This is a genomic window from Nonomuraea sp. NPDC049504, assembly GCF_040676845.1.
In the GTDB taxonomy this organism is placed as follows: Bacteria; Actinomycetota; Actinomycetes; order Streptosporangiales; family Streptosporangiaceae; genus Nonomuraea; species Nonomuraea salmonea.
The window spans coordinates 1-13,520 of sequence record NZ_JBFAPT010000061.1 but is presented as its reverse complement, the minus strand read 5'-3'; the positions used below and the strand labels follow the sequence as shown (position 1 = coordinate 13,520).

The 13,520-nt window shown below is 68.5% G+C and carries 12 protein-coding genes; 11 read left to right on the top strand and 1 reads right to left on the bottom strand.

The window, feature by feature from the left end; genetic code table 11:
* Positions 1-69 precede the first annotated feature (69 nt).
* The gene (locus tag AB0K28_RS50820) at positions 70-906 is read right to left on the bottom strand and encodes an SAM-dependent methyltransferase (RefSeq protein ID WP_364385653.1); all 837 of its coding nucleotides are present in this window, start codon (positions 904-906) and stop codon (positions 70-72) included.
* An 11-nt stretch (positions 907-917) separates the two neighbouring features.
* On the opposite strand from AB0K28_RS50820, the gene AB0K28_RS50815 reads away from it, so the two are divergent.
* The 11 genes from AB0K28_RS50815 to AB0K28_RS50765 all read left to right on the top strand — a co-directional run bounded on the left by AB0K28_RS50815 (position 918) and on the right by AB0K28_RS50765 (position 13,165).
* Positions 918-1,040: a hypothetical protein gene (locus AB0K28_RS50815; protein ID WP_345408528.1), complete on the top strand. Its 123-nt coding sequence runs from the start codon at positions 918-920 to the stop codon at positions 1,038-1,040.
* 99 nt (positions 1,041-1,139) lie between these two features.
* Complete coding sequence (locus AB0K28_RS50810) at positions 1,140-2,657, top strand: MFS transporter (protein ID WP_364385650.1); 1,518 nt, start codon at positions 1,140-1,142, stop codon at positions 2,655-2,657.
* Positions 2,654-2,899: a hypothetical protein gene (locus AB0K28_RS50805; RefSeq protein WP_345408522.1), complete on the top strand. Its 246-nt coding sequence runs from the start codon at positions 2,654-2,656 to the stop codon at positions 2,897-2,899. The genes AB0K28_RS50810 and AB0K28_RS50805 overlap by 4 nt, the downstream gene beginning before the upstream one ends.
* Positions 2,896-4,410, top strand: a complete 1,515-nt coding sequence (locus tag AB0K28_RS50800; RefSeq protein WP_364385647.1) for a thiamine pyrophosphate-binding protein — start codon at positions 2,896-2,898, stop codon at positions 4,408-4,410. Before AB0K28_RS50805 ends, AB0K28_RS50800 begins: the two co-directional genes overlap by 4 nt.
* A gap of 38 nt (positions 4,411-4,448) precedes the next feature.
* On the top strand, positions 4,449-5,207 hold the full coding sequence (locus AB0K28_RS50795; protein ID WP_345408518.1) for an SDR family NAD(P)-dependent oxidoreductase: 759 nt from the start codon (positions 4,449-4,451) through the stop codon (positions 5,205-5,207).
* Between the two features lie 31 nt (positions 5,208-5,238).
* Positions 5,239-6,387, top strand: coding sequence for a chorismate-binding protein (locus AB0K28_RS50790; RefSeq protein WP_364385644.1), 1,149 nt, complete (start codon positions 5,239-5,241; stop codon positions 6,385-6,387).
* A gap of 26 nt (positions 6,388-6,413) precedes the next feature.
* Entirely contained in the window at positions 6,414-7,067 is a 654-nt protein-coding gene (locus AB0K28_RS50785) for an isochorismatase family protein (RefSeq protein WP_364385641.1), read from the top strand.
* Positions 7,068-7,091: 24 nt separating this feature from the next.
* Entirely contained in the window at positions 7,092-8,636 is a 1,545-nt protein-coding gene (locus tag AB0K28_RS50780; RefSeq protein WP_364385638.1) for a hypothetical protein, read from the top strand.
* A gap of 23 nt (positions 8,637-8,659) precedes the next feature.
* The gene (locus tag AB0K28_RS50775) at positions 8,660-10,243 is read left to right on the top strand and encodes a hypothetical protein (RefSeq protein ID WP_364385635.1); all 1,584 of its coding nucleotides are present in this window, start codon (positions 8,660-8,662) and stop codon (positions 10,241-10,243) included.
* Between the two features lie 730 nt (positions 10,244-10,973).
* Positions 10,974-12,671, top strand: a complete 1,698-nt coding sequence (locus AB0K28_RS50770; RefSeq protein WP_364385632.1) for a TraM recognition domain-containing protein — start codon at positions 10,974-10,976, stop codon at positions 12,669-12,671.
* Positions 12,672-12,817: 146 nt separating this feature from the next.
* Positions 12,818-13,165 (top strand): hypothetical protein, encoded by a 348-nt coding sequence (locus AB0K28_RS50765; protein ID WP_364385629.1) that lies wholly within the window; start codon positions 12,818-12,820, stop codon positions 13,163-13,165.
* Positions 13,166-13,520: the final 355 nt, after the last annotated feature.

The following is a 13,520-nucleotide window of genomic DNA, read 5'->3' as shown; positions in this document are numbered from 1 at the left end:
ACGCGGGCCGTGTGGTTGTGCCAGCGGTCCGGATCGTCCAAGTCTCGGCGGCTCGCCGCGCGTTCTCGTCTACGCCTTCTGCGCGACGCCACCCAGGACCCGAGCCGTGAGGCGGGTGTAGTCGTCGGTGGCGTGGCCGGGTTGCCACCGCTGCACGTCCACCAGCCCTGGCTCGAGAAGGCTCCAGCCGGGCTGGTCGAAGAACCGGGCGATCTCCTCGACGGTCCGGTAGGTGACGGGCGTGCTGAGGCTTTTGGCGTTCGCAGCCATCATGATTTTGTAGATGCCGGGATCGATGTCGGTGCTCGACACGTGTGCGAACACCATGTAGCTCTTGGGCGGCATCGCCTCCATGAGGCGAAAGACGACGCCGTACGCGTCATCGGCGTCGGGCACGAAATGCAGCACGGAGCACAGGACCAGCCCCCAGGGTTGGTCGACGTCGAAATGGCGAAGCGTGTCGGGATGCGTCAGGATGCCATGAGGATCGCGGACATCCGCTTTGATGAGACGCGTCTGCTCATCACCGACCAGGAGCGCCTCCGCCTGGGGGAGCACGCTGGGGTCGCTGTCGACGTAAATGGTGCGAGCGCCGGGATTGATGGATTGGGCGACCTCGTGCACGTTCTCCTGGGTAGGCAGTCCCGAGCCGACGTCCAGGAACTGGGAGACGCCTTGCTCGGCCACATGGCGTACGGCCCGGATCAGGAACTGACGATTCGCTTGCGCGATTTTCCCCAGGTCCGGATCGTAACGCATTCCTTCGGCTGCGGCGTCCCTGTCCACCTGAAGATTGTTGGTGCCGCCCAGGAAATAGTCGTACATGCGGGCCGCGGAGGTCGGTTGACGGTCGTCTGACTGCTGGTGCGGGCGCACAGTGCTCCTCGATCTCGACAGCGCGGGCATCGGACCGAAGCATGATCGTAGTGCCATTCGCGCGGCTTGACGAGATCGTCATTGCGGTGGTGAAGGTGGGCGCTTACCGCGCTTCGCGGATTGCCACCGAAACCCATCCGGACCACAACGCCGCCGCAACCTGAACAACACCACTGCGTCCTACGTTTCCGGGCGTGATCTCTCAACAAAGGCTCACCGGCGAACACGGAGGGCGGCACGCCCGGCCCAGATCTGGTCTGCTCATGCTGCGGCTGGTCGCCGGAGCTGTCACCGCTCTGGTGATGGCCGACACGGTCGCTACCACGCTGGCCATGCCGATCCTGAGTCGTGACCCGGTCGTCCGGGCGGTGCCGCTCAGCGAGCTGAACCTGATGACGACGGCGAACCTCGCGACGATCGCCGCGTTGCTGGTCTCCGGAGGACGGCTCGCGGATCTAATCGGTCGGCGCATCGTCCTGGCCGTCGGTGCGGCCGCCTTCGCGGTGGGAGCGCTGCTGGTGACGTTCGGCCCGTTCTGGCCGGTGTTGCTGGCGGGGCGGCTGGTCCAAGGGGCGGGGTCCGCCCTGATGCTGCCGGCGGCACTGGGGCTCCTGCTCGGCCAGTGCGACGAGCGGCGTCGCCCCGGGGCGGTGGCGTTGTGGGGCGCGGCCACGGGAGTGGGCGGGCTGGTCATGCACGCGGCGGGTGGTTTCTTTCTGGACGCCTACGGGTGGCGCCTGCTCTATCTGCCGCACGGCCTGACGGCGATAGCGCTGCTCCTGCTGGTCAAGGTCCTGCCCATGGCACAGCTACACCGACACAGGGCACCGGACCTGGTCGGAACGCTGTCACTGATCACCGCCACTGCGGCGCTGGTGCTGGTCGTCACCTACGGTGCTCGATGGGGCTGGACCTCGCTCATCACCCTCATCACCACGATAACGATGATATCGGCCGGTGGGCTGGCCCTGGCTCGCTCGCGTCGTCACCCTGCGGGGGCGATCGACATGGAGCTGTGGCGCTCACCAGGGGTGAGGTGGGGGGCTTTCATTTCGCTGCTGTACGGGGTGATGGCCTTCGCGCTGCTGAACCTCGTACCGATGGCGCTGGGCGAGCAGGGGCTCTCCACCGGCCGGATCGGCCTGACGTTGGCTCCTCTCTCGGCAGCCGTCACCCTCGCCAGTCCGCTGGTCGCGCCCCTGGTCCGTCGCGTCGGCCTGCTGCCGACGGTGTACGTGGGCGCCTTCCTCAGCGGTACCGGCTTCCTGCTCCTGATCGTCGTACCGGTCACATCAGGACCGGGCCTGGCGACGCTGATCCTGCTGGGCGTCGGATTCGGGCTGGTGAGCACCACAGCCACGGTCACCGGCACGCTCGACACCGGCACGGAAGGATACGCCGCCGCGGTCGGAACGCTCACCACCGCGCGCATCCTCGGCGGAGCGATCGGATCAGCGGCCGCGGCCGCCTACCTGACTGACGTTCCAAAGCCAGCTGCCCTGGCCTATCACGACGTCATCGCCGGCGGCATCGCCGTGGCCGTGCTCCTGGGCACCTGCGCCCTTATCCGGGCCGTACGGCAACGCCGCCCGACCGTACCGGGGCATTCGGCAGCACTGCAGGCAGAGATTGAGCGGCTCCGCACGGCGCTCCGACGTCAGCAAGTCCGCCTGCGCACCATCGCCCGCACAGCCGAGGACGAACTCACCGCCCTTTCCGACCCCCGACGCACCCGCCCGCCCGCACCCGACCCCGTCGCCCCACCCGAAGGAACCGCATGACCGTCACCGAAACTCTCACCCCGCGGCAGCACCGCACGCCCTACCCGCCTCCCGCCACGCACAGCCCGGCTGCCTCCACCACCTGGGACAGCCGCCTGGACACCGTGCCCTTACTGCGTGCCACCGACGTCCGCGCCATGGAACGGCTACGCGCGATCCGCGACTGCGCCCAAGACGGGCTCGCGGACATCGACGCCGTACTCGCCAACCCTCCGACACCCGACCAGGACGGAACACGATGACCCCGCCAGCACCCCTCACTCCTACGCGGATCGCCGCCGACGTCGCGGAGCTGCTGGCCGCACTCGGCCTACGCACCGTGTTCAGCACTATCGACGACGCCTTCCCCGCACTCGCCGACACCCTGGCCCGGCACCAGGTGCGCCTCGTCGGGGGCCGGAACGAAGCGGCAGCAGCAGCCATGGCCGTCACCTACGCCCGCACCGGCCACCAGCCCGCACTGCTGCTCCTCGAACAGCCGCACGGCTGGGCAGCCGCCGTGCCCGGCCTCAACCTGATCGACTACGGCGACATCCCGCTGCTCGTCCTGTCCCCGGAAGTGCATTCCGGCGACCTGGCCGCCTCCCCAGCATCGACCCTGCACCTACCGGACAAGCAGCAGGTGAGCGTCATGATCACCCGAGCCGCCCGTACCGCGCAGGATCACCACCGCCCCGTGCTGCTCCGGACCGGCCCGAACGCGGCGGCGGCCGACGAATCTCCAAAGGCCCCGACACCCGACGCCACGGCACTGAAAGATCTCTCAGCCCTGCTCCTGAAGGCGCATCGTCCCATCTTCATCGCCGGTCGTGGCGCCGCCTCGGCTGCCGCACCACTCGAGCGGCTCGCCGAGCAGGCAGGCGCGTTGCTGGCCACGACGCTCGGCGGGCACGGAATGTTCAGCTCCAATCCCTGGAACATCGGCATCGCCGGAACGCTCGCATCCCCCGAAACGGCCGAACTGCTCGGCGCTGCTGACCTGGTCGTCGCATGGGGATGCACGCTCGACACGTGGACGACCCGCCGCGGGACCCTGCTCTCACCACAAGCCCGGCTGGCGCAGATCGACATCAACCCCGCCGCACTCGGCCTGCACCACCGCATCGACCTCGGTGTGGCGGGCGACACCCGCCACACCGCCGAAGCACTCCTGCCGGCCCTGCCGGAGCAGCGGACCGGCTACCGGAGCGCGACCATGCGACAACGCGTGCTCAGCCGGCAGAGCCGAACCTACGAGGCGGTTCCCGGCCGCATCGATCCGCGGTCGTTCTTCCTGCTGCTGGATGCGCTGCTGCCCGCCGAACGCACACTCGTCGTCGAGCAGGGCACCGCGATGGGCCCTGCGGTCAGTCACCTGCGCATACCGGACGCGGCCGGCTTCTGCCTCGTCCCGGCACCCGGGCTCGGTCTGGCCGGCGGCATCGGCGCGGCGTTGGCCAGACCGGACCGGCTCGCCGTCACCGTCCTCGACGCGGGCAGCGCGCTGATGGCGGTCGAAAGGGAAACGGCGGCCGGTCTCGGCGCGCCCCTCCTGATCGTCGTCTGCGACGAAAGCGCGGAGCACGCACCGGCCGGCGACCTGATCGCTGGCTGGACCAGCGCCGTCGTACGCTGCCCGGCCGACATGACCGCCGTCTCCGCCTGGCTGGGCGGACCCAGGAACCACCCACTGCTGCTGCACGCCAAAGTCACGCGCATGGACTGGTGGCTCGCCGAACTCGCCGCCACCTGTCGGCCGGAGGGAACCCGATGACCTGCCTCCACCCCGCACCCGCACTTTCGGAACCCCGCATGACGAACGAGGACTCGACCGCCACGATCCCCGCAGCACAGCCGCACCCCACCGGCCTGGCCGGTCAGGCCGCCCTGGTGACCGGAGCGGCGAGCGGCATCGGCGCGGCCGTCGCCGCCGCCCTCGCGCAGGCAGGAGCCGCCGTCACGGCCTTCGACCTGAACGGGGAACGCGTCCGGCACGTCGCCGCGCGGCTGACGGCGGCCGGCCACACCGCCACCGCCCGACAACTGGACGTCACCAATCCCTGGGCGGTCGAGGCCGCGCTGGCACTGGCCGAAGCCGAGCACGGGCCGCCGAGCCTCCTGGTGAACGTGGCAGGCGTCCTGCACCGGGGGAGTACGGTCGGCCTTCCGGACGAGCAGTGGCGGAACCTGTTCGCCGTGAACACCGACGGTGCCTTCCACGTCTGCCGTGCCGCCGCCCGGCGCATGGTCCCTCGCGACGGTGGCTCGATCGTCACCGTCACCTCCGACGCCGCCTGCGTGCCACGCGCCCAACTGGCCGGATACGCCGCCTCCGTAGCCGCCGCCACCATGTTCACCCGCTGCCTCGGCCTGGAACTGGCTCCCTTCGGCATCCGATGCAACGTGGTCGCGCCAGGCTCCACCGGTGAGCCCGCGGGCGAGTTCCGGTTCAGTCGGCACGCCACGCCTGAAGCCGTGGCGGACGCCGTGCTGTTCCTGCTGTCGCACCAGGCGCGGCACATCACCGCACAGGTCCTTCCGGTGGGCGCCACCACAGACCTCAATCTCTGATCCACCCAGCAGTCGCGACCAAGGACAAGGGATGGCACCTTCACTGATGCCGGCACGCGGGCAGACACCGATCGCACATTTCCGCCCCACGGACACGCTGTTCTCAACCCCCACCTACACGCTGCTGGCCAAGGGCGGACGCGCCCTCACCACCGTCAGCCTGCCCGACCTGCCGGAGGCGGTTCCCAAGGCCCTGACCGGGCACGGCAGAACCGGCCTGGTCATCGGCGCCATCAGCTTCGACGGCTCCGCCAGCCGACTGCGGTTCGCCGAGCGCGTGACCCGCCATGAGCCGTTGACCGTACGACCCTGTCTCCGCTGCGCCTCCGCCGTCTGGCGCGTCGCCGCCAAGCCCAGCGCCGAAGATCACATCGCAACCGTACGGCTGATCCGCGATCGCATCGCGGCCGGCGAAGCGAACCGCATCGTCCTGGCCCAGACATTGACCGCGACCGGCTCCCATGGCCTCGATGTGACGGATCTCCTGATCCACTTGAGCGGCCGGGCACCGTATACCTTCGCTCTGCCACTCGGCCATGGCCGAACCCTCGTAGGGACATCTGCCGAACTGCTCATTGCTCGGCACGGCCGTGCACTCACAACCCACCCCCTGGCCGGCGCAGCACCGCGCCACCCCACTTCATTCGCCGACCAGAAAGCCGCCCGCGACCTGCTGAACTCGAGGAAGAAGCGGTACGAACACCGGCTCGTGGTGGAATCGGCAGCAGCCACACTCGCCCCCTTCTGCCGCGATCTGCGCGTGCCGAAGCAGCCCCAACTCCAGGCGACCGCGACGATGTGGCACCTCGGCAGCAGAATCACCGCCACTCTCACCGACCCGCCTCCCACCTCCCTAGGGTTGGCCGCCGAGCTACACCCGCCACCCACCTCCTGCGGCACCCCCACCCAGGCCGCCCGCACTCTCATCACCGAGCTCGAACACGGTAATGGAGTCAGACGCGGCTGGTACGCCGGCCTGGTCGGCTGGCAGAACGCCGCCGGCGACGGCGAATGGGCACTCACGCTCTGCTGCGCCGTCACCGAAAGCCCGCGACGGCTGCGGCTCTGGGCCGGCGCGGGCATCACCGCGGCCTCGGAACCGGCGGACGTCCTGCTCGAAACCAGCACCCAGCTGGCGACCATGCTTCAAGCTCTGCACGCCATCCCACGGTTGCACTGAACCGATCCCCGAAAGGAGCCCCGCAGATGTCGTTCCTGCCCGCCGTCCCCTCCTACCCCCTGCCCCACCTGCCCGCCGACGCGTTCCCCGACTGGTCCCTGGACCCCCGCAGAACCGCGCTGCTCATCCACGACATGCAGAACTACTACCTGCGCCCCTTCGCCCCCGCCGCCTCACCCCTCGCCGACCTGCTCGCCAACGCGGCAGCACTACGCGAGACGTGCGTCGAAGCGAACATCCCCGTGCTGTACTCAGTGCAGCCTGGCGGCCAGGACCCCGACGAGCGCGGCCTGTTGACCGACCGATGGGGCAACGGCCCCGGCCCCGACCCGGCCGACACCGACCTCCCGCCCGTGCTCATTCCGAACCCATCGGACCGCGTCATCATCAAGTCCCGCTACAGCGCATTCCACAACACGAACCTCGACGAGGCCCTCACTCACCTGGACTGCGACCAGTTACTCATTTGCGGCGTCTACGCGCACATAGGAGTACTGGCCACCGTCCTGGACGCCTTCATGCGCGACATCCAGCCCTTCGTCATCGGCGACGCCATCGCCGACCTCTCGGCCCACCATCACGCGATGGCCCTCAACTATGTCGCTTCCTGCTGCGGTCGCGTGGTCTCCACCAGCCAGGTCAAGGGCGCTCTGGGAACGAGGACCGTCCCCACGTCGTGACCCCCACCTGCCCGGAGACCCGTCATGGAACCAGCCCTGAACGAGGACGCGCGAGCAACCGTCGACCGGTTACGCCACCGTTATGGCGCCGTCCTGTTCGACTACTGCCACACCACACTCGCCACGGCCGACGCCGAACTGGCCGCCTGCGCCGCGCTCACCAGCGCACACGCCCACGCTGACCGACTCACCGAACGCCGATACCTGCGAGCCTGGCTGTACGCCCTGGCCCGCGTCCACTGCACGACATCCTCCCGCCCAGCATCCTGGCCCGGGATCACCGCCGCACCCCTCCTGCGCGAAGCAGTGAGGGCACTACCGGCAACTCAGCTCGAAGTGCTGAATCTGTCGGTTCGGCACGGCCTGTCCGACCTAGAGATCGCCACGATCTTCGACGCCGGCGCCCTCGAGATCGAATACCTCGTCACCAACGCGATCGACCAGATCGACCGGTGGATCTCCACCAACGTTTACCCCGACCTGCCCGACGAGCCCGCGCCACACACCGCGCGCGCCCTCCTCACCGCCCTCCCCATCGCCGACGAGCCACCCACCATGACGGCCCGCTTGGCCTCGGCCCCACCCCTCGGCGCCGACACACGATGGCGCGCCGACGGCTTCCCTGAACAGAAAGACCCCTTCACCTTCGCCCCCATACGACGCCACGAGGCGGGGGAGACGACCACCCGCCAGGACGACTTCCGAGCCTGGGAACGGCGCAGCCGCCGCACCGAGGAGTTCTGGACCCGCCGCCACGACGAATCCAACCCCGAAGCACACCTCTCGCTCCGCCCACTCGCTCCCGCCCTACGCGTAGGAGCCATGATCACAGCAGCCGTGACGAGCATCCTCGCCGCCGGTGCCCTCTGGTCGTGGCTCCAACCAGAATCCCGCCCGCCCGACGTACACCCTGCGGCAGCCCCGGCCACCATCACCGTGCAACCCAGCCGAGCTCAGCCCGCACCTCTCATCGAGGAACCTCCTCCCAACCGACCCACCACGCCGGCCCCAACAAAGAAACCCACGGCAACGAAGTCACCCTCGCCCACCCCCACCAAGAAACCCAGCCGAGCCGTACCCGGAACTCACCCCGCCACCGAAACGCGCATCCTGGGCGGCCCACAAGACCCACCCACCAAAGACGACCCCACCCGCAGCCCGCGCAAGCTTCGCAAACCACCACCCCCCACAGCGAGCCTCGCACCATCGACCCTGGCCCTGGGCACCACCCGCAGCGGCACCTTCAGGCTCGCCTGCACCGACACTTGCCAGGTCGTCTCGGCAACCGGCTCACCCGGCATCACTGTCTCCGGCACCCGCGTCACCGTCTCGGCACCCACCTCCCAGCCCGGCTGCACTCCCTCCATCGAGAACGGCACCGTCACCATCTCCTGGACCGGCACCACCACCGGCGACGGACGCACCAGCGCAGGCACCACCACCGCCAGCGGCGCCCTCACCCTCCGCGTTACCTGGACGGTCGAAGCCGACCGAGGCTACTGGGTCGCCACCGGACCGGTCAGCCACGTGGGCGACAGGCAGGGCTTCTGGATCAACTGCCCCAGCTGACGAACACCGACGAGGACACCAACGTGAAACGCGCACTCGGCAGCATCACCCGGCGGGAACGACGCTTCGCCGCCGCCGGCGTCATCATCGCCCTGACCCTCCTCTTGCCGGTCGTGGCCGTCGCCGAGCCCGGCCTGCTGCCCGGCACCGGAGACCCCGCACAACCCGGCCTTGAACTGGCCCTCGACGTCGAACGCGGCGACTCCTGCCGCGACACCCTGCCCGCCGACACCCCTACCTACGTGGTCTGCCGCTGGCTCAATCCACCCCAGGACGCCGCACAAGTCGCCACGTTCTGGGCAGCCGACGACGGAACCAACCTCAAAGCCGCACAACCCCTCCCCGCACGGTACGTCCGCTGCAACCAGAAGACGGACCTGTCCACCTCCAGCTCCTGCAAGGGCGGGGAAACCCTCTGCGAGCAGCTCCCCGACGACGACTGGTACCAGTGCACCGACCAGACCACCGGACAAACCACCTACGAGCGGTACGTCAACGGAACCAGGACCGCCCACACCACCCCGCCCACCACCGCCACGCCCACGACCACAGCGACCCCAGCGTCGGCGAGTGCCGAACCCACAGTGGCGCCCACAGGCTCCACCCCGCCCCCGACCATCAGCACCGAACCCATCGACCCCACCGCCACAGCCACAACCCCGACACCCCTGCCGACCGTGAGCGCCGAAACCACCTCCTCCGGCGGCACTGGACCGATCGCCAAGGCCGTCAGCGCCGCTCACTCCACCACACCACGGCTACGCATTTGGGTGGAAAGCGACCTGGCCGACGACTACGCCGCAGGTGACCCCCAGTTCACCACCGCCCTGAACGCCCTCATCGCAGCCGCGAAGCACCCCGGCGTCACCGGCGTCAAATTCGCCGACAACCTCGCCTACACCAACTTCACCCGCGCGCAAGACGTCACCCGTTTCCTCAAGCGAGCCAGCGCCGCCCTGCGTGCGGCCCTGCCCGGCAAGCGCCTGAGCATCGGCGTGGTCGTCCCCGAACTAGGCTGCGGATCCGCGAAAGCCTGCATCCAGGAGATGCGCACCAAAGCCCCACTCGCCACCAAGGAAAACGTCACCCGCTACCTCAAGACCGCAGCCGTCGACCGAGTCGAAGTCTCCACCGGACTGTTCGGCCGCACCTACGCCCAGCACAAAGTCCCCGACCCGAAGACTCGCAGACCCACCCCGATCACCCCCGCCTTGGCCGCCCGCGCCCAGTGGATGAGCATCCGAGCCCTCGAATGGGACACCCTCGCTCAGATCGGAGCCCGCGAATACGGCCTGGCCCACGCCGGCGCCACCTCGCCCTGGGACAAAGCCACCGCCACCGCCCAGATCGACGCCCGCATCGGCACCGCCATCGCCCTCGGAATCCCCACCATCACGCTCTGGGGACACAAGACTGCCGACGGCGACCAGACCTACCGCCTGCTCGACGCCAACCTGACCCCCAACGCCGTCTGGACCGCCCTCACCACCCAACGCCTGCGCGGACGCCTCGCAGTCATCCTCGACCCCTCCTCCACCGAACGCGGCGTCACCACCGACCTCACCGAACTCGCCAAGGTAGCGAGCGACGTCTTCATCCTCACCTGACCACACAAGCACCGATGCGCCACGACGACCCACCCGGCTCGCCCGACAGCCACCCCTTTCCGGACTACGAAGGGCCACGCGGCTTCGCCGACGCCCTCGACGGCGGCTACCCCATCGAAACCGACCTCGAAATCCCACCCCACAAGCCAGAGGAGGACCTGGAACCTCCCGCCACACCCATCAGAGGCGGTCCACTGCACAACCCCCTACCCCCGCCCCCACCCAACCGCTTCTCCGAAGACGACTGGTACGCCCCAGAACCTGCCCGCGCCCGCTGGAAGATCGCCGTCCCCATCGCCGTACTGATCGCCAGCGTCGGACTCGGCATCTGGCTCGCCATCCCCACGGACAATCCACCACGAGCCATCCCGGCCACCCCAACCGTGACCATCACCCCTGACCTGCCCATCAGATCGCTCAGCACGACACCAACGGCACGCCGTACCCACACCCCACACCGCTCGACCCAGACCAGAACGCCCCCGTCCGTGACCCGCTCACCCAAGCGACCTGCAACACGTCCTTCCAAGCGTCCGCAACCCACCGTCACCATCACCACTGCTGTGACCATCACGCTCCGCCCCCGCACCCCTCCGCCGGCACAAGGCCCCGAAGAACCACCGCGCACCACAACCACCGAACAAGCCTGCCTGACCTGGGACGACTGCCACGACGACCCTCCGAAAGGCTGACCAGTGCCACCCATCCGAGCCGTTGCCAGGGCCCGACGATGACCCAGCCCGCACCGACCCTCATCTCCTGGCCCGTAACCACCGTCGCGGCGGTCCTGATCGCCGCCGTCTTTCTCGCGATCGCCTTGGATCGGCTGCGCAACCCCCGCCGCCGCCACGGCCTCGCCCTGTGGTGGCGGCTGCGGTGGCGCCTGTACCCAGGCCGCGGCTTCGCGCGCAGGCTCGAACTCCACTTCCACTACGGGCTCCCCGCCGCCCGCAAAGTGGCCCGCCGAGCCCGCCCCTCCCTACGCGGCTGGTGGACCAGACACGTCGTACGCCGCAACGAGATCGCCCTGTTCCTCGGCTGGGCCCAAGGCTGGATCATCCACTTCCGCACCTACGCCACCCTCGAAGACCACATCCTCTGCCTCGCCCCACACAAAGAAGGAAAGACCGCCCACCTGTCCGGCTGGGTCATCGACGCCCCCGGCGCCGCGGTCGTCACCAGCATCCGCGACGACGTCGCCGAACTCACCGCCGGCCTTCGCAGAGGCGAAGTCCACCTCTTCAACCCGGAACGCTTCGGCTCCTACGCCTCAACCGTGCGGTGGTCACCCGTACGCGGCTGTCACGACCAGTCCACCGCCATCCGCCGCGCCGCCACCATGGTCGCCGCCACCGAGGCCGGCGGCCTCACCGACCAGGCCTTCTGGACCAACCAAGCCGCCATGACCCTCGCCGCACTGCTCTACGCAGCAGGACTGGAAGACCTGTCTCTGGAACACGTCGATGCCTGGACACTCAACGAAGACCCCACCCCCCTGAAAATCCTCACCCGCCACCGCCCCGGCCACGCCACCGACCGCGCCGCAGCTCTCGTCCGCCGCTACCACAACCTCCACGTACGCACCCGCGACTCCATCTACCTCACCCTTCGCCAGGTCCTGCGCTGCATGGACGACCCCGACATGGCCCACATGCTCTGCCCACCACCGGGAGAAGGCCTCGACGTCTCGGACTTCCTCCGACACCGCGGCACCCTCTACCTCGTCTCCGGAGACAGCGCCAACCCCGCGACTCCCATCCTCTTCGCCGCCTTGGTGGCAGAAATCCACCACCAGGCCCGCATCCTCGCAGCTGGCCGCCCCAACCGCCGCATGGACCCACCCCTGACCTTCATCCTCGACGAAGCCCCAGAAATCTGCCCCATCCCACAACTGCCCGGTTGGGTCGCCACCGCCGCCGGATCCGGCTTCACCTTCATCATCGCCGGCCAATCCTGGTCCCAGTTCAAGCACCGATGGACCGAACACGGCGCCAAAACCATCTGGAACAACTGCAAAGCCAAAATGCTCTTCGGCGCCACCTCCGACCCCGAAGACCTGAACGTCATGTCCGACCTCTGCGGCGAAATCGCACTCCCATACCGAGAAAAGTCCGTCGACGGCTCCGGCAAGCCCTACTACACCCGCCGCTGGGAAACCGTCCCCGTGCTACCCCCAGAACAAGCCCGCAGACTACCGACCTGGCGCGCCCTGGTAGTCCGCCGCAACGCCACACCCACCATCGTCCGCGTCGAACGAGTCTGGAGACGAGCCGACTACAAACGCTGGAAAGCCAAAAACGGCAAAATCCCCTTCCCGCCCCTCACGTCCACCAAAACGGAACCTCAACCCCCGACTCCACCACCGCCAGCCTCCACGACACAGCCTCGCGCACTCCGGCCCTGGCATACCAAACGCCCCTCGCACTGACGCTGCCCATGACCCACCCTGGTATCCCCACCGTCGGCGACCCCTCCGACCCCGAACATTCACCCCACCTGCTGGCTGACCCACCCACTCCCACAGGCCCGACCCGCAACCTCCAGCCACCACCCCGCCCCTGGTGTTGGCCCAAGATGCCCCACCGCCGCAAAGCCGACAAGCTCGGCGAACTAGGGGACTGGCTGACCCAAGTCCTGTTCGGCTGGCCAGCCGCCCAACGCGCCATCGCCCCCTGCTGGCCCCGCCACTGGGACGTCACCGAAGAACTCAGCATGCTCTACTGCGCCTGGAAAACCGCCTACCTATGGGAAGGCGCATCCGCAAACGACGCGTGCGAATACCTCGACCGCTGGCTACCCAACGCCCTTGAACGAATTGAAATCAGGCTCCGCCCATGCGGACAAGGCCACCAACCCGACGGACCACGACGCGATGACTCCACGGTGGTGGCGCTCGTACAGGAGGAACTGCGCTGGCTTTGATGCGAAACTACAAATCATTGCGGACGCGCCTCCTACCGTCAGGCGGTTGCACCGGCCCCCACCGTTGGGCGCCGACGCGCCGGCGCACGTTCATGCCAGGTGCTGTCACTTCTCACGGATTGGATCCCGGCTCGCGGCCACAAGCGCGGTCAGAACTCACAACCCTATGGGACGTAACCGTGACCCCTCCGGATCAGGTGAGAGGCGTACTTCCCGGTGGTCCGCGCAGGAAGTCGGCCACCTCGGCTTCAACAGCGGTCTAGGCCGTGTTTCGAAAGATTACGTGTGAGGCGTGTCGATGATCGTTGAACGAAGAGGTCTCCGGTAGTTGGTTCAACGACCAAGAAGAACGAAA

Excerpts from the sequence above, each read along its gene's own strand:
- AB0K28_RS50790 (WP_364385644.1), top strand. The coding sequence starts at position 5,239 with ATGGCACCTTCACTGATGCCGGCACGCGGGCAGACACCGATCGCACAT.
- AB0K28_RS50765 (WP_364385629.1), top strand. The coding sequence starts at position 12,818 with ATGCCCCACCGCCGCAAAGCCGACAAGCTCGGCGAACTAGGGGACTGG.
- AB0K28_RS50815 (WP_345408528.1), top strand. The coding sequence starts at position 918 with ATGATCGTAGTGCCATTCGCGCGGCTTGACGAGATCGTCATTGCGGTG.
- AB0K28_RS50810 (WP_364385650.1), top strand. The coding sequence starts at position 1,140 with ATGCTGCGGCTGGTCGCCGGAGCTGTCACCGCTCTGGTGATGGCCGAC.
- AB0K28_RS50820 (WP_364385653.1), bottom strand. The coding sequence starts at position 906 with ATGCCCGCGCTGTCGAGATCGAGGAGCACTGTGCGCCCGCACCAGCAG.
- AB0K28_RS50780 (WP_364385638.1), top strand. The coding sequence starts at position 7,092 with ATGGAACCAGCCCTGAACGAGGACGCGCGAGCAACCGTCGACCGGTTA.
- AB0K28_RS50805 (WP_345408522.1), top strand. The coding sequence starts at position 2,654 with ATGACCGTCACCGAAACTCTCACCCCGCGGCAGCACCGCACGCCCTAC.
- AB0K28_RS50800 (WP_364385647.1), top strand. The coding sequence starts at position 2,896 with ATGACCCCGCCAGCACCCCTCACTCCTACGCGGATCGCCGCCGACGTC.
- AB0K28_RS50795 (WP_345408518.1), top strand. The coding sequence starts at position 4,449 with ATGACGAACGAGGACTCGACCGCCACGATCCCCGCAGCACAGCCGCAC.
- AB0K28_RS50770 (WP_364385632.1), top strand. The coding sequence starts at position 10,974 with ATGACCCAGCCCGCACCGACCCTCATCTCCTGGCCCGTAACCACCGTC.
- AB0K28_RS50785 (WP_364385641.1), top strand. The coding sequence starts at position 6,414 with ATGTCGTTCCTGCCCGCCGTCCCCTCCTACCCCCTGCCCCACCTGCCC.